Source organism: Acinetobacter sp. UBA5984 (genome assembly GCF_002429925.1).
Lineage (GTDB): Bacteria > Pseudomonadota > Gammaproteobacteria > Pseudomonadales > Moraxellaceae > Acinetobacter > Acinetobacter variabilis.
Map to the genome: position 1 here is coordinate 131076 of NZ_DJBE01000005.1, position 22688 is coordinate 153763.

Here is a 22688-nt window from a genome sequence, read left to right on the forward strand (position 1 = left end):
TTACCCCTTAGCGATCTACGTCAGCCATTACGACGTCGATTGTCGCTAAATAAATGATTAAGTCAGATACAAGACTGCCGTTAATCACAGAAGGCATTTGCTGTAAATGCGTGAAAGTTGGTGTACGAATACGGGTACGGTAACTCATGGTTGACTTGTCTGAAGTCAGATAATAAGTCGACGCCCCTTTTACCACCTCTGCCATCACAGATGATTCACCTGCAGGCATTACAGGACCCCAAGAAACGCTCAAGAAGTGCGTAATCAAGGTTTCAATATCTTGTAATGTTTTGTCTTTTGGTGGTGGAACAGCCAGTGGATGGTCCGCTTTGTACGCACCAGATGGCATATTCTCTAGACACTGCTTAATGATTTTCAGTGACTGTTCGATTTCACGGAAGTGAACAATCACACGAGCATATGCATCGCCTTCGTACTCAACTGGCACTTCGAAGTCATAGTTTTCATAACCACTGTATGGACGGTATTTACGAACATCAAAGTCGATACCTGTCGCACGCAGACCAGTACCTGTTACACCCCATGCCAATGCAGATTTCGCATCGTACTGAGCCACATTACGGGTACGACCCATGAATACAGAGTTTTTCAGTGCTGCAGTATAGTATTCGTTCAAACGTTTAGGCATCCAGTCGAGCAAGTCTCGAACCAGTTTTTCCCAACCATTTGGCAAATCATGTGCAGTACCACCGATACGGAACCATGCTGGATGCATACGGTAACCAGTAATCGCTTCCACGATGTCATACACTTTCTGACGGTCAGCGAACATATAGAATACTGGGGTCATACCGCCGGCATCCTGAATCGCAGTACCGATGTACAGCAAGTGGTTATTGATACGGAACAGTTCCGACATCATGACACGAATACATTGTGCACGGTCTGGCACAGTAATACCTGCCAGTTGTTCCACACCCATCACATACGGCATGTTTTGAGCACAACCACCTAAGTAGTCCACACGGTCAGTATAAGGAATGAATGAATGCCAAGTTTGACGTTCAGCCATCTTTTCCACACCACGGTGGTGATAACCAATATCTGGCACACAGTCTTTCACTTCTTCACCATCCAACTGCAAAATTACACGGAACGCACCGTGCGCAGATGGGTGGTTAGGACCCAAGTTCAGGAACATGAAGTCTTCGTCTTTATTACCACGCTTTAAGCCCCAATCTTCAGGCACAAAGCGAAGGTGTTCTTGCTCGAAGTCTTGTTTGGCTTGGTTCTGCATATACGGTGTATATTCCGTTGCACGTGCAGAATATTCTTTACGTAGCGGGTGACCTTCCCAGTAGGTTGGCAACAAGATACGACGGAGCATTGGATGCCCTTCGAAATTGATGCCGAACATGTCATAAGCTTCACGCTCATACCAGTTCGCATTTGGCCAGATATTCGTTGCGGTCGGAATATTCAGATCGCTGTCGCTTAATGCAACTTTAATACGAATGTCACAGTTACGCTCTAAAGATAATAAATGATAGAACACTGTGAATTCTGACGCAGGCAAACCGTCACGGTGCGTACGTAAACGCTCATCTACTGCAGACAAGTCGAATAGCATCACGTATGGACGTGGCACGGTACGCAAGAACATCAGTACTTCTTGTACACGTGCGCGCTCAACCCAAACTGTCGGGAAATCCTCGAAAGTCGTTTGCACAAAGAAGTTCTCACCAAACTTGGTTTTGAGCTCTTCAATGATGGCAAATGCTGGGCGTGAATCAACTGCTGTTGATTCTGGCATAGCAATGTCAGTTTCAGCCATTGGCTTGGCTTCCTATTTAATACAAATTCAGTCAACCTAAACGACAACTACACCCATAGCGGGTGCACAACAAAAAACCGGTCGTTTAAATTATTTAATTTCATCCATAGAGCGTAAGTTCTTCACAGCCACACGCTGGTCTTTCTTACGGTCACGTTCCGGCATCATCTTTGGCTTATACACTGGCTTAAGATCATCACCGATTACCGCAGACAGCGGACGACGCTCTAATTGAATTTGGTCTTGTAACAGCATTAATGCCTGGATCAATGCTTCAGGACGTGGTGGGCAACCCGGAACGTATACATCTACCGGAATAATCTTATCCACACCTTGTACGACTGAATAAATATCGTACATACCACCTGAGTTCGCACACGCACCCATTGAAATAACCCATTTCGGTTCAAGCATCTGTTCATACAGACGTTGAATTACCGGAGCCATTTTTACGAAGCATGTACCTGCTACGATCATCAAGTCTGCCTGACGCGGTGAAGCACGGATAACTTCGGCACCAAAACGTGACAAGTCATGCACACCGGTCAAAGTCGTTGCATATTCAACGTAGCAGCAAGATGTACCAAAGTTAAATGGCCAAACTGAGTTCTTACGACCCCAGTTCACTGCTGTGTGCATTACATCCTCTAGGCGAGTCATGAACACATTTTTATTCACTTCTTCTTCTAGAAGCGGATCTTCTACAACGATACGCTCTTGAAGTGGATATTCATCAGCATTCGGATTCGCACGGGTTAATGTATATTTCATCCCGAGTTACTCCTTATCAGAGGGTTGAACTTGTGATTTTTTCACAAGACCAGATGATTGAGCTGGGATTTGACCAGTTGGATCCATAACCAATTCTTCAACAGAGTTGAAGCGCGTAATTTCTGCAAGATCCATATTTGGCGAACCAATTTTAGCTTTGTATCCTGCTGCTTTACGTCTGTCTGAAGGTGCCCAGTTCAGTGCGCCTGTCGATAATTCGTAAACCAAACCAACAAGTAAAACCAAAATAAAGATAGCTGCAGTTGCAAAACCAATCCAACCTACTTCACGAACAGAAGATGCCCATGCATACAGGTAAAGTGCTTCGAGGTCGAAGACTACAAAGAAAATTGCAACTAAATAGAATTTCGCAGACAAGCGGATACGAGCTCCACCTGCGCTGACTACGCCTGACTCAAACTGCTCCTGCTTGGCACGGCCCCATGATTTACCCCCGAGGAGTAATGGGACAGTGAGCATAAAGACGCATAAAAATGTAACGCCGATCACGAAGGCAATAATTGCCCATTCGTATGGAGTAATGGCACTCATGCGGGGATAACTCCTGGCAGGCCGATTTATTAACAAAGAATGTATGTATTGGCCTTCAAATACACCAAACACAAAATTAATCCCGCCAATTGTACCTGATTTTGGATTTCACTTGCTAGTTTATAAGCCTTAGTCTTTTGGATGATTTTTTAGACATTCCTAATTTTATTCTGGCTTTAAGCTCAGAGAATCTCAACCGATCGTTTTTTTAAATTAAAGTTTAAATTTCCATTATTTTTTTTCTAAAACCAGATAGGCTTTTAAAGCTCTGCTTAATTAAGCCTCAGTCCTTTTACAGTGGCTGGCTACCCACCCAATGAAACGAAACTTATAAAGAATCAATTAAAAACATTTCACCTTTGCATCATGCTCCGGAAAAATAAGTGTGTTTTAAAAGATGTTTAACATGAATGTTGTCATTCAATTAGAAGCCCCCCTTTTCTACCCGCTCTCGGTAAGCCTTAAAAGAGCAATTGTGTATTTTTGCAACACGTCCAACAGTTTGATTCAGATTATGATATTTCTATTTTTAAACACACTATGACATTTATAAAGTAACAATAAGGAGTCCATGCATGTCTCTACGATTTACCCATAAACCTGATTATTTTTTCTTTGCTCAATTATTGATGCGACATGTAGAAAGCTATATCCAAAAACATCAGGATGCCAGCAATGCAATCTTTGACTTAGGGGATATTCATAAACTTTTCCAGACAGACTATGCCTCTTCCAGCATTAACCTAGACGGTATTATGAATATTGCCGATGAGTACAAGCTTGAAACCTTATCTGGTGACCAAAAGCTAATCCAAAGCTATCAGGTAGATGTTAAAAATAACAAGCTACTGATCAACTTCAATTCTGATGCCTTAAACAGCCTGAAAGAAGGCAAGCCACTGATTGAACCGGATGCTACCATCCATGAATAATCCCCTTTAAATAGCCATAAAAAAACGATACCTATGTATCGTTTTTTCTCACCTAAACTCTTATTCTGATTGATCTGACACTTCAGCTTTTTCCAGTTTTTCGATCGGTTTTTGCTTGATTTTTTTACCGTAACGGCTGGCTGGCCAAATCATGATAAAGCGTGCACCACCCAGTGTCGGACTTTGATCGACCTGAATCTCTCCACCAAACCAGTAGGCAATCCGGCTGACAATAGACAAGCCCAAACCATACCCCCCTGAAGCACGGGTACGACTATCATCCAGTCGGGCAAAAGCTTCAAAGATACGAGCACGGTCAGTTTCCGGAATCCCCGGACCATCATCTTCTACACAGATATACGCCATGCCCTTAGCGTCTAGTCCGCCGCTGATCAGGATTTTTTGCTCACAGTAGCGTACTGCATTCCCCACCAGATTTTGTACCACACGATGCAGGTAACGTCGTTCAGCTTCTACGGTCACAGGTACTGGCATCGGCAGTACTTCGACTTCTTTGCCAGTTTTTAAAGCATCTGTTTCGACTGCCACCTGATCCAACACTTCAAACAGATCAATATCTTCAAATTCAATTGAAGGCATGCCCTGTTCCAGTTTGGCATAGGTCATGATTTCATCGATCAAGGTATTTAAGGCTTCAATATCTTTATCGATCTGCTCAACCTGCTGCAAGCGATAATCATAGTCGTCTTCATCTGCCATCATTTCCACAGCAAAACGAATACGAGCAACAGGTGTACGCAGCTCATGCGATACGGCACGCATCAATTCACGCTGCGCTTCAATCAGACGCTGAATATGATCCGACATATTGTTATAGCTGGAAGCCAGCGTCGCCATCTCATCACTACCCTCTACCGGAAGACGTAATGACATATTGCCAGTTTTCATCTTGTTCAGGGCATAGCTCACTTCACGCAGTTTACGCTGCATTGGCACCAGCAGACCATAAATCCCCAGACTCAAAACAAACAGACTGAGCAAGGTAATCCCGGCAGCTAACTGGAATGGCATCCAGTTAAATAATGGCACTGGCCCCATTACCAGCACTTCAGACGTCGAGCTAGGAATAGGAGAAATGATCGAAATTGTAGTACCCCGAATTGAGGCACTATCACGATATAGAATAATGCTGTGATCTAGACGCAAACGTCCAATCTGCTCGGAATCTAGTGGCAGGCTCTGGACATTTTCGATCGAGATTGGATAAGAGAAATAGTCCTGAATTCGCTTCAGGTATTCTTTTTCCTGACCTGGGTAGTACACCAGATAATCCAGAATAAAGACCGGTAAAGCCTTCATCTGACGTTCAGTAATATTATCCGCCTTAATATAAAGATAATGACTTGGATCATCACGTAGCCCGATGACAATATAAGCTACCCCGGTTTTGGCATCCCAACGCACGACTGCCTTACGGTTAGCCAGACGTCGACCTTCCGCCCGGGTAATATCCACTTTACTAGCTTCGACATAGTAGATCGGTAATTCCAGCAGATCAGACGCATCTGAAACCCAATCCATCTTTTGCTGCAGATTAGGCTGTCTCGCAACCCCCTCACTGATGATATATGCCATACCATCAGTCAGGGATTCACGATACTCCTGCGCACGCTGGTAGTTGATGATCTGTACCAGCAGATAGCTGAATACTGCCACCAAGACCACAAGCATGACCAGGCCTGCGTATATCCGCAAAAATATACTGTGTTTAAACACCTATTAATTATCCTGTTTATTCAGGCGGCTAAAGGCACCGATTAGATACCGTTAGTTTCTTTGACGAATAGATAACCTTTACTACGTACTGTTTTAATACGTTTTGGATTTTCAGGATCGTCACCAATCTTTGGACGAATGCGTGAGATACGCACATCAATTGAACGGTCTTGGCCGTCATATTCGATGCCGCGTAAACGCTCAAAGATATCTTCACGTGACAAGATGCGACCCGCATTTGAAGCCAGCAGCCACAACAGGTCATATTCTGCACTGGTAAAGTCAACCAGCTCACCATTTAAGGTCACTGAACGACCACCATTGTCGATGACCAGGTCATCAAATTCGATGCGCTGAGCCACTTCATCCTCAGGCACTTTGTCGGTACGGCGTAATAAAGCACGAATACGAGCCAGCAGGACACGCGGCTGAACCGGTTTAGCGACATAGTCGTCTGCACCCATTTCCAGACCTAAGACCTGATCCATATCTTCAGTACGTGCAGTCAGCATTAAAATCGGTTGATGATAATGTGGACGAACTTCACGACAGATAGTCAAACCATCAGCACCTGGCAACATGACATCTAGAACCACCATGTCTGGTTGCTCAGCAATAATACGACGAATAGCACGGTTGCCATCCGGCTCTACCCCAACCTCAAGACCATTACGAATGAGGTATTCTTGTGTTAAACGAGCAAGACGCTCATCATCTTCAACAATTAGAATTTTAGGTAACTTTTCTTCTTGGCTCATGTGTTGCCCCTTTATTTGATGGACGTATGCTACGGACGTATCCTTTTGAAATCCAATAGATACGTTTTTAATATGCTTGCAATATACACACGTTTACATTGTAAACAAGATAGCGTTCACCAAACCAATACATCAAAGTAGCATTTTGTAATATTTTATCGTGCACATTTCATTCGAATGTGCATTTAACTACCGTTTATCGGCTTATTTGCATCGATCACAGCTAAATCTGAACAAAATGTGACTGGTTGATTCAGGCCTTTTTAGTTATCCACAATGTTATCTATAAGCACTTTTTGCCAGCTTTGATATGCTATGCCTTGCCGGATAAGGCTTATGCAAGAATCAATAAAAATTGAGAAAAATATTTAGCAAAATGTCAATATTGATCTACCCTAAATTTTCCCGTATCTTGTGTTCAATTGATTTTATAACCACTAGGTCTTGTGTTTATTCCTCGAACACTGTGGCACGATTTTTGCCCAGTTCAAACGGTCCATAAACATAAAAATAGATGACAATGGAGCTATGCTAACATGAGCGTAATCACGTCCACTCCGGGTCAACTTCAGGTGATTAAACGCACCGGTGATGTTGCCGCTTTTGATGCAGAAAAAATTTCTGTTGCAATTGGAAAAGCATTTTTGGCAGTAGAAGGCCAGCAAAGTGCAGATTCGAGCCGTATACACGACCGTATCGAACAATTAACGGAAATGGTTCTGAATACATTCAAACGCCGTTTACCATCGGGTGGCACGATCCATATCGAAGAAATTCAGGATCAGGTTGAACTTGCGCTGATGCGTACTGGCGAACAGAAAGTTGCACGTGCCTATGTCATCTACCGTGAACAACGTTCTGAAGCACGCAAACAGTTAGGTGCCAACCATCACCCTACACTGCAAGTGACTGATGCAGAAGGCAAGTTAAAACCGCTTGACTTAAGTGAATTGACTGCGACTGTAACTCGCGCTGCTGAAGGCCTTGAAGGGATCGACGTACAGGCGATTGTCGATGAGACCGTAAAAAACCTTTATAACGGCGTAAAAGAGTCTGACATCTCTACAACAATGATGATGGCGACTCGTACTCGTATTGAGCAAGAACCTAACTATACTTATGTGACTGCACGTCTGTTGCGTGATGACTTGGTGGCTACCGGTTTAGAGTTCTTGGGTCTATCCACTGATACCAATGAAGGTGATGCGCTTGAAACCTTCCTGAAAAAAGGGATTGAGTTAGAGCTTCTTTCACCTGAATTGTTAAACTTTGACCTGGCTAAACTGGCTGCAGCGATTCAACCAGAACGTTCAAACCAGTTCACTTACCTAGGTCTGCAAACCCTATTTGACCGTTACTTCATCCACTCAGATGGCGTGCGTTTCGAATTGCCACAATTGTTCTTCATGCGTGTGTCTATGGGTCTTGCCCTGAACGAAGATAACCGTGAAGACCGTGCAATTGAATTCTATAACTTATTGTCTAGCTTCGACTACATGGCGTCTACACCTACCCTGTTCAACTCAGGTACGTTACGTCCACAGTTGTCTAGCTGCTACTTGACTACGATTGATGATGACCTGTTTGACATCTATGGCGCAATGCGTGATAACGCAATGCTGTCTAAATGGGCAGGCGGTTTAGGTAATGACTGGACTCCAGTTCGTGCCCTGAACTCTTACATTAAAGGTACAAATGGTAAGTCTCAAGGTGTGGTGCCATTCCTTAAAGTTGCCAATGATACTGCTGTTGCCGTAAACCAAGGTGGTAAACGTAAAGGTGCAGTATGTGCATACTTGGAAACCTGGCACCTGGATATCGAAGAATTCCTTGAGCTTCGTAAGAACACTGGTGATGACCGTCGTCGTACTCACGACATGAACACTGCCAACTGGGTTCCTGACTTGTTCATGCAACGTGTATTCGAAGATGCAGAATGGACACTGTTCACCCCTTCTGAAACACCTGATCTTCATGATCTGACTGGTGCAGAATTCGCTGAGCGTTATGCTTACTACGAAAGCATTGCCAAAGAAACAAACATGTTGCACAAGAAAATCCGTGCAAAAGATTTGTGGCGCAAAATGCTGTCTATGCTGTTCGAAACAGGTCACCCTTGGATCACATTCAAAGACGTATGTAACCTACGTTCACCACAACAACACGTGGGTGTGGTTCACTCTTCTAACCTGTGTACAGAAATTACCCTGAACACCAGCAAAGAAGAAATCGCAGTATGTAATTTAGGTTCGATCAACCTGGTACAACACGTTCAAGGCGGCAAGCTAGATCGTGAAAAACTGGCTCGTACAGTAAAAACTGCAGTACGTATGCTCGATAACGTGATCGACATCAACTATTACGCGGTTCCACAAGCACGTAACTCGAACCTGAAACACCGCCCTGTCGGTATGGGTATCATGGGCTTCCAGGATGCGCTTTACGAAATGGGTATGGCTTACGGCTCTGACGCTGCGGTTGAGTTTGCTGATGAATCAATGGAAGTGATTTCTTACTACGCAATTTCAACTTCAAGTGACCTTGCTGTTGAACGCGGTACGTATGAAACATTCAAAGGTTCACTGTGGGATCAAGGTATTTTACCAATCGACTCACTTGACCTGGTTGCGAAAACTCGTCCAGAGCGTATGTTTGAAGTTGACCGTACACAACGTCTGGACTGGGACACTTTACGTGCCAAAGTTCAAAAAGACGGTATGCGCAACTCGAACGTGATGGCGATTGCCCCGACTGCAACCATTTCGAACATCTGTGGTGTATCTCAGTCAATTGAGCCTACATTCCAGAACCTGTATGTGAAATCTAACCTGTCTGGTGAATTCACAGTGATCAACCCGTACCTGGTACGTGCGTTGAAAGAACGTGGTCTTTGGGATGCGGTGATGGTCAACGACCTGAAACACTTCGAAGGTTCAGTACAAAAGATTTCTCGTATTCCTGAAGAGTTGAAAGCGATCTTCGCGACTGCGTTTGAAGTTGAGCCACGCTGGATTGTTGATGCTGCTTCCCGTCGTCAAAAATGGATCGATCAGGCGCAATCTCTGAATCTGTACATCGCGGGTGCAAACGGTAAAAAACTGGACATCACTTACAAGATGGCTTGGTTACGTGGTCTGAAAACGACTTATTACCTACGTGCATTGGGTGCAACTTCTGCCGAGAAATCAACTATTAATACTGGTGCATTGAACGCAGTTAAACCTGCAACCGTTGCGGCTCCTGTAGTTGCAGCGCCAGTGGTTGAAGAGAAAAAACCTGAAGCACCTGTAGAGGAAGAAGGTTTCACTCAGGCAGCGCCAGTGCCACAAGCATGTTCAATTGACAATCCTGATTGTGAAGCTTGTCAGTAATCTGACGGGTTTCTAATCCACCCCGACCCTCCTTTTTCAAAGGAGGGAGATTCCTCGAAGCAAATGGCGGGATGCAAGTCCCCCTTTGCAAAAGGGGGATTTAGGGGGATTCCAAACTAACTGAGAAAAATCAAAAGAGGTGTGGATATAAAGAAAAATTTTAGGCAATAAAAATGGCCTGCCAAAACTGACAGACCATTGGTTTGAAAACCCAAACTTTCAGAGGAATAAAATTACTCTGAATAATGCAAAAGGTAATCATGTTAAATCGGCAAACTTAACGATGAATACTTTAGCAAAGTTTAGGTTAAGAGTCACTCCTCTGAAAGCGTCTTTTACAAAAAGGAGATGCTAATGAGAGTTTCGTGCTCGTTGGATAAGCCTGTCAGTGTGTGCAACTACACTCGTATCCGATTTAATCGGTTAGAGTATGTTCGCTCACATTGTCGGAGTTATCCGAATCAAGCTCAACTAAGCTTGTGGTAAAAAGATGGGAGGCTGAAAAGCCTCTCGACTTAAATTAAAGGAAAACCTATGCCTCATATGACTCACAATTACATGTTAGGACTTGTGGCATTGATCCTTTCCTTTGCCGTTACCTTTTACGCACCGATTGCTTATTTCTGGTTTAAAGTTCGCCAGCAACAGCGTAAACAAAATAAGTAGTGGGGATTTATCTCTGAACAAATTCAGAGCATTCATCGACAAAACTTAATTTTGTTTACACAAATTGAGCGTATAGTAAGACATCTCAGCACTGCTGGATGTCTAATAAAAGATATAAAGCAACTAGAGAGAATTGATATGTCTATCCTAAGTTGGGACGATTTCGAAGATGATTCGCAAAAACCGGCTGCACCTGAACAGCAGCCTACGCCCGTCGAGCCGAAAAAAACGGCTAATCCGCAGATGGTATCTGATGCAAGCAACACATCGTCGAATGTGGCAGCTGCACAACCCGCTGCAGCCCCTCGAAGCGCAGGATCAAATTCAACCGATTCACTGGCAAGAGCATCTGCTTCCCTAGACCAACTGGACGTTGCGCCAGGTCTTGAAGAACTTGAGATGGGTGCACAGCGTGTACAGGTTGATGATAAACGTATGATCAACTGCCGTGCTGACTTGAACCAGTTAGTACCATTCAAATACGAATGGGCTTGGCAAAAATATCTGGATGGTTGTGCCAACCACTGGATGCCTCAAGAAATCAACATGAACCACGACATCGCGTTGTGGAAGTCTGAAAATGGCTTGACCGAAGATGAACGTACCATCGTGATGCGCTCACTGGGCTTCTTCTCTACTGCGGATTCACTGGTTGCAAACAACCTGGTATTGGCGATTTACCGTCACATCACCAACCCTGAATGCCGTCAGTACATTCTGCGTCAGTCATTTGAAGAAGCGATCCATACGCATGCTTACCAGTACTGTATCGAATCTTTAGGTATGGACGAAGGCGAAGTCTTCAACATGTACCGTGAAGTTCCATCAGTAGCACGTAAAGCAGCTTGGGGCCTGAAATATACCCAGTCTCTAAGTGATCCTACTTTCAAAACCGGTACGCCAGAAAACGACCAGATCCTGCTTCGTAACCTGATCGCGTTCTACTGTGTCCTTGAAGGTATCTTCTTCTACTGCGGTTTCACCCAAATTCTGTCTATGGGCCGTCGTAACAAGATGAATGGTGTTGCTGAGCAATTCCAGTACATCCTGCGTGACGAATCTATGCACCTGAACTTCGGTATTGATATGATCAACCAGATCAAGATCGAGAACCCACATCTGTGGACTGCTGAATTCCAGCAAGAAGTGATTCAGATGATCCTTGAAGGCACCATGCTTGAAATCGAATATGCACGTGACACGATGCCACGCGGTGTATTGGGCATGAATGCCGGTATGATGGAAGAATACCTGAAATTTATCTGTAACCGTCGCTTGAGCCAGTTAGGCTTGCCTGAACAGTTTACTGGTGTAAACAACCCATTCCAGTGGATGTCTGAAATGATGGATCTACGTAAAGAGAAGAACTTCTTCGAAACTCGCGTAACAGATTACCAAACTGGTGGTGCGTTAAGCTGGTAAGAAATATCACATGATATATAAAGTATTATGATCAAAAAAACCGCCTAAAATGGCGGTTTTTTTATTGGATGAATGCTTAACTTATTTCATCTTTTCAACAATTTGTTCAGCTTTTTTCAGATGTGTCGCTACCGCAGTACGGGTTTGCGTCAACATGCTTTTTAATTCCGCATTTTTCGCATTTGGAATCAATTGTGTGTCCAAAGTGTTCAGGGCTTTACGATGTACTTCAACTTGGCTCATCATATAGTCTTTATCAGAAGTCATTGATGCAGTTTTAGGCACTAAACCTTTGGTGAATGGCCTGCTAAATTTAGCTCTTTTACTCCCAAGTCTGGCTGTAGGAGCACGTCGCTTGCATGACATTGGACGCTCTGGATGGTGGCAATTGCTTGTACTTACAGGGATAGGAATAATTTTACTCATCATCTGGTGGGCAAGTGATACCAAAAAAGAAAATAATGAATATGGCGCTCCTGCCAAGTAATGGAACATTACATATCCCGTCTTGATACGGGATATGTTTATAGATTATTTAATTTAATATCAAAGCAATACGTGGGCAATTCATGCTGCAAGATCAGTTATCCAAACTTCCCAATGCAATATGGGTGCAAATTTATAAAGATAAAATGCAACTAATGGACAATGAGGGCACGATTGTGCAAACAATGGTCCCTTCCGTTCCCTATGCTCATGAACGCAGCATCATTGCCGACTTTAAGGCTGCCTCAGAAACCCTAAAACAGCTGGTATCTACTTCAATTGTTCAAAAACTTTGGGGCTCTACAACGCTGCTGCAAGTTATGGATATGCCTGAAGAGGGTCTGACAGCTCTTGAACAGCGTGCCCTGCTAGAGTTAGGTTATGAAAATAGTGCACAAAAGGTGATTCTGTATGATCCTGAAGGTCAGGAAATTACGAAAGCAAGCTTGAGCACAACGTATCCTAAAACCAATCTAAAAATCTTTCTGATTATCTTAATTGTCGTCATTGCTGCTTCTATCTGGTTTTTAACACTTTAAATGCACATGTAAAATTAAAAAATCCCGCATCAAGCGGGATTTTTTAATTGAAGTTCAATGACATTATAAATTTTTATGAATAATCCATTTTAAAAACTTCTGGTTAGATTGGATTATATTTAATGATGTCATCCAGCTGTAAAGTTGCACTGTCTACATTCTGCAATATCAGCAAATCAGCGCGCGCAAAGGTGGTATCGGTATCGGAACCATCACGATCGATCGTCACGACTGTATCATCTCCACGTTGTTCGAGCGTGATATAGTTCCCCAGATTTGATGCATCTACTGCCTGATCACTTAATAATGCAGAGACATCGATGGTATCACCTTCAACTGCATTGAAGTCAGTCCAGGTATCTGTACCATTGCCGCCTGTTGCATCAGCATTATTCAGTAAATAATAGATCGCTGTGTCTGCTCCTGCACCACCCGTCAGGATGTCATCACCTGCGCCACACTGTAACAGGTTATCTGCTGGATCAGCAGCATAGTTAAGAATCTGGTTTATGCGATCAATATTAATCACCAGATTTGCTGAAGCACTTTCCTGATCGGCCTGTCCCGCATTACGCGTTACTGTATATTCAAATACCTCACTGAGTAATGGGCTCTGTCCTACTGAACTATTGTATTCATAACTGAAATTACCATTTTCATAGAGTTTGAGCTCACCATACCTCCCTTCGATAAGGGTAAAGTTATCTCCCTCATCACTTAAATCGAAAGTTACTGGCTGCCCATTAATCTCAGTTAATACGCCACCCGCCCAATTATCCGCTTGTGTGCCGTCGGCTGAAGTTTCCTGAATATTGCCTGTTGCACGGTAGATTTCTCCATTAACTTCGTAGACTTCAGCAGTGGTTCCACCAAATAGCGTTAATGGATTACTTAAGGCTTCTTGAGCGATCAGGTCTATCAAGCCATCAACAGCAGGTAAAACATCACCCAGCCCTAAAGTACTCAGCAATCTATTTAATGATCCTAGTAAGGTATTTAAACCAGTCGTCAGGCCAGTATCTTCAAGCACGGTATCTAGCAAAATATCGCTAACTAATGGTTCTACCAGGTTATCGAATAATGCCTGGCCTGCACCGTCTACCCCTTCTAAAATTCCATTTAGAAGCGCATCTAATGCTGTACCCAGTCCTAAGGTAGTTAATAGGAATCCTAATGCCCCGCCTCCATTTCCTGCAAGTAAACTCCCTACGGAGGTATTGTATACATCACCTAATATTGGGCGAACTAGTATGTTATCCAGAGCCAATGACAAAACTGAATCAACTGCTGTGGTTAAAGTATTTATAATTGGTACAGAAGAACCTGTAGTTAAATCCAATAACTCACGAAGTGTCAATTGCTCCAGAATTCCACGATGATCAGCATTTTAGCCAGTCAAGGTAGCTTCCAGTAGACCTAATACGGTATCTGACACCAGATTGTTAACCGTGTTATCCCCTAAACTTGCTAGATCTATAGTGGTCAGGATATCTGCTAATTGTGAAGAATCACCATATACAGAGACTTCATAGATTCCAGCAGGCAAGTCATTAATATCTAGCTTCAATCCTTGAGCATCTGCCACTCCACCCAGTAGCTCCAGTCCCAATGCACCAGCAATCAAGCCGCCTTGACTGGTTTTTGCTGAAGCGACCTCAAATTCTTCGCCAGTGGTTGTATTACGTACCACGAAAGTAAAGGCATTCGCCAAGCCAACCAGATTTTCTTGCTGTACAGCGATCACTACACTAGAAGTATTTTCCTCAATCGTAAAACCGACTACGGCAACTTCCGAAGTGCCATTGAGCACGTCGATACCACTACTATCACTATATGTTGCCACTACAGTCGCATCTTGTGATCCTTCCAAAATTGCGGACACATTATCATCGGTAAGATTCAGTAAACGTTCTGAATTATTTACAACTCCATTGGGTAGATCCGCTGTAGTAAAGCTTGCGGCATCATTCCCTGCCAAGTCCTGAATTGCATTGTCATCATTTTCAGGGGTTGGATCAGTATATTCAACACTAACGCTCTGCCCAGCTGTAATCACTGGATTGGTAATCATCATGAGGATATTTCCATCGGCAGCAATATTGATCACATCGACTGTAGTCTGATCTGGAGCTGTACCGATTGTAACGACTAGACTATCTAAAGGGGGTAAATTGTCTGCATCTAGAGTTTCGTTAAAACTGAGTTCGATATTGCCATTGGCATTAACTTCGGCAGCTAAAAGTACGGGCCCACTAATATCCGGATTCTGCACTCCCCCCACATCATCTGAATCCAGATCTTCTAATACATTCCCTTCTGAATCCTTAATTCCCTGATTATCATCAGGTGTACTATCCTGATATTCAACCGTAACTTCTTGTCCGTCCCGGATCTCTGGTTCCGTAATCAGGATAATCTTATCATCTTGTACAATAATATCGGTGACGGGAATTTCTTCTCCATCCACAACCACTGTGAAATCTTCAGCGCGTGGATTTGAACCATTTATATTTTCATCGAAACTCAGTTCAAGCTGGCCTTCTTCATTCACAATGACGCCGGTTAACTTCGGCGGACTCATATCCCGATTATCCGAACTACTTCCTGAGGATGAGCCTCCACCTGCCGCTGCCGCAATAGCTCCTAGAGCCAGTGCTCCACCCAGCCAAGGTAAAACACCCGCAGCTACGGTTCCACTCTCAGCCAGATCTCCTGTAAGCGAGTGATATTGAATCGTATCGAGCATTACCCCATTTTCATCAGTAAATTCCGCCCAGTACAATTGGCCTTCATGCTCAAAAACGATTCGATTATAATTCACTGCATAATCAAAATAATTTTCGATCGTAATAGTTTCACCATTTTTAAAATGGATAACAGCCGAATTACCTTGACGCTTAATTTTTGCCACTTCATCAATCGTGGCATTTACCTTAATCACTGATTTTTCGGTTAAATTCACAATATTAGTATTAATATACTGAATTAATTCTCCATTCTCTGCAGACAATATCTGTATATTCGCCATATTATTCCCATCCTTTTTTATAATCTATTTATTGCTTAATTAAACGTGAAATACATATCATCAAAATCAAGGGATGAGAATCTGAAAAATGTTATCTTTAACTTGTTACCAAATATTGAAAACATAGTGAAATGAATAAATTAAAAACTTATTATAAAATTAAGCTGTTGAATTTTAATATTTTATATAGATTTAAATAAATAGATATTAAAATATGGAAAATATGTTTTTGTGAATTATAATTAAACTATGACATTCACCACATAAAATACATTATTATATTTATGTAAGCCTAAAAAATATTAGAACAAAAGTATACAAATAATTAATCAAGTTAACGCAATAAAATAGATTTCTATTCAAAAGATAAAGTTAAAAATTATTGTTAATAATGAATATAAAAAATGCTCCTAAACATAGAAGCATTTTATTTTAATGAAAATAAAAAATTATTTTAAATAGTTTAATAAATGACTAAAGTTCTCAATCATATACTTAGGCTGTGCCTGCTGTAATTCAATTTCTGAACCATAGCCGTATTTGACTGCAATCGACTCAATCCCGTTATGGCGGGCACCAAAAATATCATGCTCACGGTCCCCCACCATAATGCATTGATCAGCCTGCATGCCTTGTTGTTCCAGAATATACTGAATCAGTTCCCCTTTATTGGTCCGATCACCATTCAGCTCACTGCCATAAATCTCAGTAAAATACTGGACCAGATTAAAATGTTCCAGAATCTGTTTGGCATAAACGGTTGGTTTTGCTGTTGCGAGAAACAGACGATAACCACGGCGTTTAAGTTCCGCCAGAGTTTCAGCTACGTCTTCAAAGACGTGATTTTCATATAGACCAGTCACTGCGAAACGCTCACGATATGCCATTAGTGCCTGTTCAGCCAGAGTATCATCCGCATCTACATTCAGAATTTTGGCTAACGAAGCTTTTAGAGGAGGCCCGATAATCCAGTCAATATTCGTGTCTTCACTGATCGGATGACCCACCTTTTCCAGACCATAGCGGGCAGAAGTCGTAATCCCCACTTTTGGGTCAGTTAATGTACCATCCAAGTCAATTAAAATATTCTGAATCACACCTTGTCCCCTATATTTGCAACCGACATCATTTCATATCGTGAGTATAGCCAGATTTCTCTACGCTAAAGCAATTATTAGGCCATAAAAACAAGCCAATAACGCCCATTTACAGGGCAATCATTCCTGTATTTTAATCAGAGAAAACATTCGAAATTTTACCTGACAGACAGTTCTTGCAAGTGATAGAAATTAATATCGAGAGTTTGAATAAATTTGCCTATACTAAGGCAATTTTAGTGAATGAAGGACATCATTTTGCGACCTACCGTACTTTGCTTTTCAGGTTTAGATCCTTCAGGTGGAGCAGGCCTTCAAGCAGATATTGAAGCCATCGGTCAAAGTGGTGCTCATGCTGCAATTGCCTGTACAGCCCTGACCATCCAGAACTCGCAACAAGTCTTTGGTTTTGAAGCAACTTCAAAGGAATTACTGCTGGCTCAGGCCAATGCCGTGGTAAAGGATCTACCGATCCGCTGTGTTAAATCAGGCATGCTGGGTACTACTGAAAATATTGAGGCGCTGGCAGAATTTCTAACAGCGCATGCAGATTATCAGTATGTACTGGATCCGGTGCTGGTAGCCAACAGTGGTGGCTCACTCGGCAATCAGGCCACACTGGTCAAAGCGTTTAAACAACTGATTCCACTAGCCACGATTTTAACTCCGAATACAGTTGAGTTGCGTGCCCTAACAGGTGAACAGGATTTAGATCAAGCCACGCAGAAACTGTTTGAAATGGGTGCTCACGCGATTCTGGTTAAAGGCGGCCATGAAGATACTCCCGACTATATCCAGAACCGTCTATATATTCAGGGTGAATTGATCAACGAAACCCGTTGCCCGCGTCTGGAGGGTGAATATCACGGCTCAGGCTGTTCATTAGCAAGTTTTATTGCCGGACGTCTAGCCTTGGGTGACCAGTTAAAAACAGCCGTACAACATGCAGAAACCTGGTTATTTGGTGTATTAAAGAATGCGGAAATTCCGGTACCGGATGGTCAGCGGATTCCAAAACGTTTCTAATCTTCCCTAAATAAAAAAGCCTGAACGATTCAGGCTTTTTATGGTGATTTTTTTCAAGAATGGACAAATAGACATGATGATCTTGTTACAATGAAATTTAAAACTTGCGCCTTAACCTGCCAGTTTCACAGGACGCAGTTTTTCAGTTTTCTCCTGAACAGGAACAGAAATATGTTGATAATGCAATTGCCAATGATCTTGCTGTTTGCTCAAGACCATGCTGAAGCGGCACCATTGTAAAAGAAAATATCGTTCCATCGCCGCATAGGCAATCCGGACATACCCATATACGAAAGCCATGTCATTATTGACCTGAATGGTGACCTCCTGCCGTTCAACGCGCATACCATTGTTGCGCATATATGGGCGGTACTGTTGCCATGCAGCCTGATAAGCCTCAATCCCTTTCAGCTCGGAGCTAATATCAATCAGACAGACATCTGGTCGGCAAAGTTGACGAATTTCGCTGAATTCAAGTGAACAAATAGCTTGATCCCATTTTTGTAAAAATGTCCTGACTTCCTGAGCCAGACATTCTTCCCCTATTATTTTCATTGAATACCTCTCTATAAGGTTTTATTCAGACTTGAAAACCGAGATTTCAAGCATCTCATCATTTTTCAGTCTTTCTTGTTTTTCATTATTTTTAATTATGTGGATGGGTTCTGGTTTTACCCATCCCCCATAGATCAGGTCAAAAATGTGACCTAATACCTAAAATTACACCATTTTTTAATCATAGGCAAAATTTTCTGATCAACTACAATCATCAGGTGAATTTTGACTGATTATTTAAATTTTTATGCTCTAGGGCGTGTCATCATTTGAAGAATTGGTTTTAAATACTTAAAATCCTCCTTTAAGCTCTTTTCATTTCTATATGTTTTCAATGGCACGTACTCTTCTCACCGATGATATTTGGCAGCAAATTCAAGATACTATGCGATTACACGGTTGTTATTGTTCAAAAAATAGTAGAAATATCATGGAAGCCATCTTATGGAAACTACGTACGGGTGCGACATGGCGTGATATTCCTCAAGAATTTTGCCCTTGGCAAACTGCTTACAATCGCTTTAATCGCTGGGCAAGTAAAGGATTATGGGATAAATTTTTTTTAGATTACGAGGCATTCTGGATCAGGAATGGGTATTCATTGATGGAAGCTACATACGCGTGCATCAACATGCAAGTGGAGCTCGGCATGGTTTCGAAAGAGCAATTGGACAATCACGCGGTGGACGAACAACAAAAATACATCTTGCAACCGACGCGAATGGATTATCGATTGATTTTAAAATCACTGGGGGTGACGTCCACGACAGTCAAGTTGCAAAACAACTGATTGATATTGTAGGCGAGGCAACTTATCTCATTGCTGACAAGGGGTATGATGCTGAGCACATTAGAATATGTGCCAAGAACAAGAATATGATTCCCATTATTCCATTGAGATCAAACAGTAAGAGATCGAATAAGGAATTTGATAAATATCTATATAAATTAAGACATTTAGTTGAAAATGCTTTTGCGAGATTAAAACATTTCCGTGCTATTGCAACTCGATTTGATAAACTAGCACGCAATTATAAATCTATAATCCGTATAGCCTGCATATTTATTTGGTGCAAAGCCAAATGAGGACACGTCCTAGTTTTATTTATCGTTCTTTATATTTCAAAATTGCTTTGATACTTCTCAATTTTTTATTAAGTTCTTATACATTCAAGATAAAGAGAGGAACTAGGAAAACTTCATTTCTAGTCCTCACTTCAATCTAAAAAATTCAAATAATAGCTTTAGTGTAAGTTTCTTTGTCCATTTCCAGAATTTCAACACAGAGCTGAATCTTTAGCCCTGGCTGCGAGACAATGTGCTGCTGCATGACCTGAAGTACCAGCTTGGAAATTGCTTGACAAATGTCCAGACTACGACCAGTCAGGAGAAAAACTTTAGCATGCACATAAGCCTGATCTGTCTTCTGCTCTAGTCCAATCAGAAAATCTTGCTGTACAATCGCCCGGCTTTTTAAATCATTCGGCTCATTAATATAACCGGCGTTAAATAAGGCCTGATGAATTGCCAACATTAAAGGTTGGGTTTCGAGCTGCTGAATTTTATCTGAATATTCAAGATGAAGATGAGGCATAAAGCATAGATCCAGGCATGATATAGTGATCAGAAGAGATTGATCTTCGAGTTTGAGGAAGAAGCATAAACCTTCAAACCCGAAGACCGAAAGCACTCATTCGTATAAGAACGTATTAGGCTTTTTTCACATATTCAGATTTGAGCTTCATGGCGCCAATGCCATCAATTTTACAGTCAATATCATGTCCATCAGTTGCATCGGGTAATAGACGAATATTTTTGACCTTAGTCCCGACTTTAACCACTGAAGAAGACCCTTTAATTTTAAGATCCTTAATCACCGTAACTGTGTCGCCATCAGCCAGCAGATTGCCATGCGCATCCTTGATGACCACAGTTTCCTCAGTTGCTTCCCCTTCTTTCCACTCATATCCACATTCTGGGCAGATCAACAAGTCACCATCTTCATAGGTATATTCAGACTGGCATTTTGGGCATTGTGGTAGAGCCATAGCAACCTCGACAAAATAAAAAAATAAAAGAAAAAACAAAAAATTAAAGCTGAATTATAGCATCTTTGGATAGGTTCATGCTCAAGCTTTAAAAGGATCTCCCGCTCAACTTAATTAACTGAACTTAACCATCCAAAATATGTGGATTGACCAGCCAGGATAAAAGCTGCAATGACTCTTGCCAGCTTAAGTGGCATGCAGATGGCGGTACCAGATCCGGATAACCTACCTGAATAATATGCAGGCTGGTGCCTACAGACACTTTTTCAAAGATGAGCATGACTTCAATTTCACCTTTGACTTCAGGTGTAGAAAAGCAATCGGTATAGCGCAGTAGCTGGTTGGGAATAACTTCATGATAGGTTCCATGTAAATGATGCTGGGTACCTGTAGCAAAATTGGTCAAAGTGATTTTATAGCTGCCTCCCGGTTTGACTTCGGCATGCTCAACTCTGGCAGTGAAGCCATGCGGTGCCAGCCATTTTGCAATAGCATCTGGATGAATAAAGGCCCGGTACACCCGTTCCGGTGGCGCACTGAATACGCGATGCATTTTTAGGGTATAACTCATTTCAGCCTACCTTTTTTTCTTGTTCTTACTGAAAGATTATTTTTATTTATTATTCGGACGGATCATCCCGATCTCGTCGGCCTCAGTATTTAAATAACTGCCCAACATACTGTACGGCCTAAATATAATTGTTATCTATCCATTTTATAGGATGTATAACAAAAAACTACAGTTGACCCGACCAATACCGCAGGCGATAAAAAACCCGGCTTAACCGGGCTTGGATAAGGAAATTTTGATTAGCTGCTACGCAGTTTGCTTTCGCCCTCTTCCGGGTCGCCTTCATCATCATAGACATAGGCCATACAGCCCCAGCCGTCATATTCACCCTGAAATTCAGCGGCAATTCTGGTAAACCATTGTTCCAGATCGACAATATTTTCATAGGTAGGCTGCATATAGACATGAATAGTAATTGTCCATTCCAGCGTATCGCTCTCCTCATCCTGATATAGGCTTATCTTTTGTTCTTCTTTAAGCAAGTGCAATGCACAGCGGTCAGCCTGTTCTTCACTATTAAAGGCTATCGAGAATTCAATTTCATGGTCGTCCTGCAGATCATCACCATCCTGATACATTTGCCACAGAACATGACCATTTTCATCGTCAGGGAATTTGTCATAATCGCGTGCCATAGAGATATCCTTATTATGATGTTTTATTATTCGATTCAGCTTAACTTATTTTATTTGAATTATCGAGTACAGAATATGAAAAAAAATTAACTTTCTCTAAATAACCAACTGAATTTTATGAATATAAATTTAATAAATTGAGAAAAAAAGCTGCATTTTCATCTAATTAAAAATACCTACATATCAATCTGCAGATTAAAAAATTTTATCGGTTGATTTGTCTTTTTTAATTGGAGTTAGGAAGCAATCACTGCAGATGGCTCAGACAAATGTACTGTTCAATGTTACAGATATCCTGATATTTTTTATATTTATTCAGTTCAGTTTTGGCGCTCCCCAACTGCATCCGTAGCTGGGTCATTTCATAATTTAATTCATCAACTTGTGTTTCATAATTAGCTAATTTACTGCGTGAATGATCCAGATTTTCCTGTAGAAACCGAATATTGTTTCTTGATAATTTCAGGCTATTGAATACCCGTAGTAATACAATGATTAAAACACTTGCGAGAACAAAGAGCGCGCCACTTAGCATCATCCTGTCCCTTACCTCTTGCACCATATATAGGCACTAAAAAATTAAAAATTTATGATGTTTTAAAGTTATTCTGCATAATTTAATGAGGAGAATCAAAGATAAAAAATGACCATAAATATTTAATATATTTAATCTTTTAAATAGATCTCTTTCATAAATCA

Annotated in this window: 20 protein-coding genes and 3 pseudogenes; 8 read left to right on the forward strand and 15 right to left on the reverse strand. The window is 41.9% G+C overall.

Annotated features, from left to right (window positions below; genetic code table 11):
* Positions 1 to 7: 7 nt before the first annotated feature.
* The 3 genes from nuoC to ndhC all read right to left on the reverse strand — a co-directional run bounded on the left by nuoC (position 8) and on the right by ndhC (position 3118).
* Positions 8 to 1795, reverse strand: coding sequence for an NADH-quinone oxidoreductase subunit C/D (gene nuoC, locus B3J29_RS01550; RefSeq protein ID WP_008307459.1), 1788 nt, complete (start codon positions 1793 to 1795; stop codon positions 8 to 10).
* A 90-nt stretch (positions 1796 to 1885) separates the two neighbouring features.
* Positions 1886 to 2566 (reverse strand): NuoB/complex I 20 kDa subunit family protein, encoded by a 681-nt coding sequence (locus B3J29_RS01555; RefSeq protein ID WP_004785090.1) that lies wholly within the window; start codon positions 2564 to 2566, stop codon positions 1886 to 1888.
* A gap of 6 nt (positions 2567 to 2572) precedes the next feature.
* Positions 2573 to 3118, reverse strand: a complete 546-nt coding sequence (gene ndhC, locus B3J29_RS01560; protein WP_004785092.1) for an NADH-quinone oxidoreductase subunit A — start codon at positions 3116 to 3118, stop codon at positions 2573 to 2575.
* Between the two features lie 575 nt (positions 3119 to 3693).
* On the opposite strand from ndhC, the gene B3J29_RS01565 reads away from it, so the two are divergent.
* Complete coding sequence (locus B3J29_RS01565; protein ID WP_004785094.1) at positions 3694 to 4050, forward strand: hypothetical protein; 357 nt, start codon at positions 3694 to 3696, stop codon at positions 4048 to 4050.
* 60 nt (positions 4051 to 4110) lie between these two features.
* On the opposite strand, the gene bfmS is transcribed toward B3J29_RS01565, so the two are convergent.
* Together bfmS and bfmR are read right to left on the reverse strand one after the other, a co-directional pair.
* Positions 4111 to 5787 carry a sensor histidine kinase BfmS gene (gene bfmS / locus B3J29_RS01570; protein WP_286964217.1) on the reverse strand — a complete coding sequence of 559 codons (1677 nt, stop codon included), beginning with the start codon at positions 5785 to 5787 and terminating at the stop codon, positions 4111 to 4113.
* Between the two features lie 41 nt (positions 5788 to 5828).
* Positions 5829 to 6545: a response regulator transcription factor BfmR gene (bfmR, locus tag B3J29_RS01575; protein WP_004785097.1), complete on the reverse strand. Its 717-nt coding sequence runs from the start codon at positions 6543 to 6545 to the stop codon at positions 5829 to 5831.
* Positions 6546 to 7081: 536 nt separating this feature from the next.
* On the opposite strand from bfmR, the gene B3J29_RS01580 reads away from it, so the two are divergent.
* The 3 genes from B3J29_RS01580 to B3J29_RS01590 all read left to right on the forward strand — a co-directional run bounded on the left by B3J29_RS01580 (position 7082) and on the right by B3J29_RS01590 (position 12004).
* On the forward strand, positions 7082 to 9916 hold the full coding sequence (locus tag B3J29_RS01580) for a ribonucleoside-diphosphate reductase subunit alpha (RefSeq protein ID WP_159124296.1): 2835 nt from the start codon (positions 7082 to 7084) through the stop codon (positions 9914 to 9916).
* 534 nt (positions 9917 to 10450) lie between these two features.
* Complete coding sequence (locus tag B3J29_RS01585; RefSeq protein ID WP_005237071.1) at positions 10451 to 10582, forward strand: hypothetical protein; 132 nt, start codon at positions 10451 to 10453, stop codon at positions 10580 to 10582.
* Between the two features lie 138 nt (positions 10583 to 10720).
* Positions 10721 to 12004 carry a ribonucleotide-diphosphate reductase subunit beta gene (locus B3J29_RS01590; RefSeq protein WP_004785102.1) on the forward strand — a complete coding sequence of 428 codons (1284 nt, stop codon included), beginning with the start codon at positions 10721 to 10723 and terminating at the stop codon, positions 12002 to 12004.
* Between the two features lie 81 nt (positions 12005 to 12085).
* Here the strand turns inward: B3J29_RS01590 and B3J29_RS01595 are convergent.
* Positions 12086 to 12268, reverse strand: a pseudogene (locus tag B3J29_RS01595) (DUF4142 domain-containing protein); the annotation flags it as partial.
* Between B3J29_RS01595 and B3J29_RS01600 the strand changes: the two are divergent.
* Both B3J29_RS01600 and B3J29_RS01605 read left to right on the forward strand, forming a co-directional pair.
* Positions 12258 to 12491 (forward strand): annotated as a pseudogene (locus tag B3J29_RS01600) (DUF805 domain-containing protein); the annotation flags it as partial. The pseudogenes B3J29_RS01595 and B3J29_RS01600 overlap by 11 nt on opposite strands.
* Before the next feature lie 82 nt (positions 12492 to 12573).
* Complete coding sequence (locus B3J29_RS01605) at positions 12574 to 13029, forward strand: hypothetical protein (RefSeq protein WP_286964219.1); 456 nt, start codon at positions 12574 to 12576, stop codon at positions 13027 to 13029.
* A 103-nt stretch (positions 13030 to 13132) separates the two neighbouring features.
* Here the strand turns inward: B3J29_RS01605 and B3J29_RS01610 are convergent, their stop codons facing one another.
* The 3 genes from B3J29_RS01610 to B3J29_RS01620 form a co-directional block, all read right to left on the reverse strand.
* A complete protein-coding gene (locus B3J29_RS01610; protein ID WP_286964220.1) occupies positions 13133 to 14386 on the reverse strand; it encodes a type I secretion C-terminal target domain-containing protein in 1254 nt (417 codons plus the stop codon).
* 30 nt (positions 14387 to 14416) lie between these two features.
* Positions 14417 to 16057 carry a BapA/Bap/LapF family prefix-like domain-containing protein gene (locus tag B3J29_RS01615; RefSeq protein ID WP_286964221.1) on the reverse strand — a complete coding sequence of 547 codons (1641 nt, stop codon included), beginning with the start codon at positions 16055 to 16057 and terminating at the stop codon, positions 14417 to 14419.
* Positions 16058 to 16506: 449 nt separating this feature from the next.
* Positions 16507 to 17154 (reverse strand): HAD-IA family hydrolase, encoded by a 648-nt coding sequence (locus B3J29_RS01620; protein WP_262737762.1) that lies wholly within the window; start codon positions 17152 to 17154, stop codon positions 16507 to 16509.
* Positions 17155 to 17412: 258 nt separating this feature from the next.
* Between B3J29_RS01620 and B3J29_RS01625 the strand changes: the two genes are divergently transcribed.
* Positions 17413 to 18180, forward strand: a complete 768-nt coding sequence (locus B3J29_RS01625) for a hydroxymethylpyrimidine/phosphomethylpyrimidine kinase (protein ID WP_175968225.1) — start codon at positions 17413 to 17415, stop codon at positions 18178 to 18180.
* Between the two features lie 111 nt (positions 18181 to 18291).
* On the opposite strand, the gene B3J29_RS01630 is transcribed toward B3J29_RS01625, so the two are convergent.
* Entirely contained in the window at positions 18292 to 18735 is a 444-nt protein-coding gene (locus B3J29_RS01630) for a YybH family protein (protein WP_286964222.1), read from the reverse strand.
* A 334-nt stretch (positions 18736 to 19069) separates the two neighbouring features.
* Between B3J29_RS01630 and B3J29_RS01635 the strand changes: the two genes are divergently transcribed.
* A protein-coding gene (locus tag B3J29_RS01635) for an IS5 family transposase (RefSeq protein WP_392390323.1) occupies positions 19070 to 19821 on the forward strand; the annotation gives its coding sequence in 2 pieces (ribosomal slippage) (positions 19070 to 19304 and positions 19304 to 19821; 753 coding nt in all).
* Between the two features lie 145 nt (positions 19822 to 19966).
* Here B3J29_RS01635 and B3J29_RS01640 read toward each other — a convergent pair.
* The 5 genes and pseudogenes from B3J29_RS01640 to B3J29_RS15340 form a co-directional block, all read right to left on the reverse strand.
* Complete coding sequence (locus tag B3J29_RS01640; RefSeq protein WP_286964224.1) at positions 19967 to 20329, reverse strand: 5-carboxymethyl-2-hydroxymuconate Delta-isomerase; 363 nt, start codon at positions 20327 to 20329, stop codon at positions 19967 to 19969.
* A gap of 115 nt (positions 20330 to 20444) precedes the next feature.
* Positions 20445 to 20783 (reverse strand): zinc ribbon domain-containing protein YjdM, encoded by a 339-nt coding sequence (locus B3J29_RS01645; RefSeq protein WP_034705280.1) that lies wholly within the window; start codon positions 20781 to 20783, stop codon positions 20445 to 20447.
* 124 nt (positions 20784 to 20907) lie between these two features.
* Positions 20908 to 21354, reverse strand: coding sequence for an SRPBCC domain-containing protein (locus tag B3J29_RS01650; protein ID WP_262737764.1), 447 nt, complete (start codon positions 21352 to 21354; stop codon positions 20908 to 20910).
* Positions 21355 to 21593: 239 nt separating this feature from the next.
* The gene (locus tag B3J29_RS01655; RefSeq protein WP_034171734.1) at positions 21594 to 21989 is read right to left on the reverse strand and encodes a ribonuclease E inhibitor RraB; all 396 of its coding nucleotides are present in this window, start codon (positions 21987 to 21989) and stop codon (positions 21594 to 21596) included.
* Positions 21990 to 22239: 250 nt separating this feature from the next.
* Positions 22240 to 22524, reverse strand: a pseudogene (locus tag B3J29_RS15340) (hypothetical protein); the annotation flags it as partial.
* Positions 22525 to 22688 lie beyond the last annotated feature (164 nt).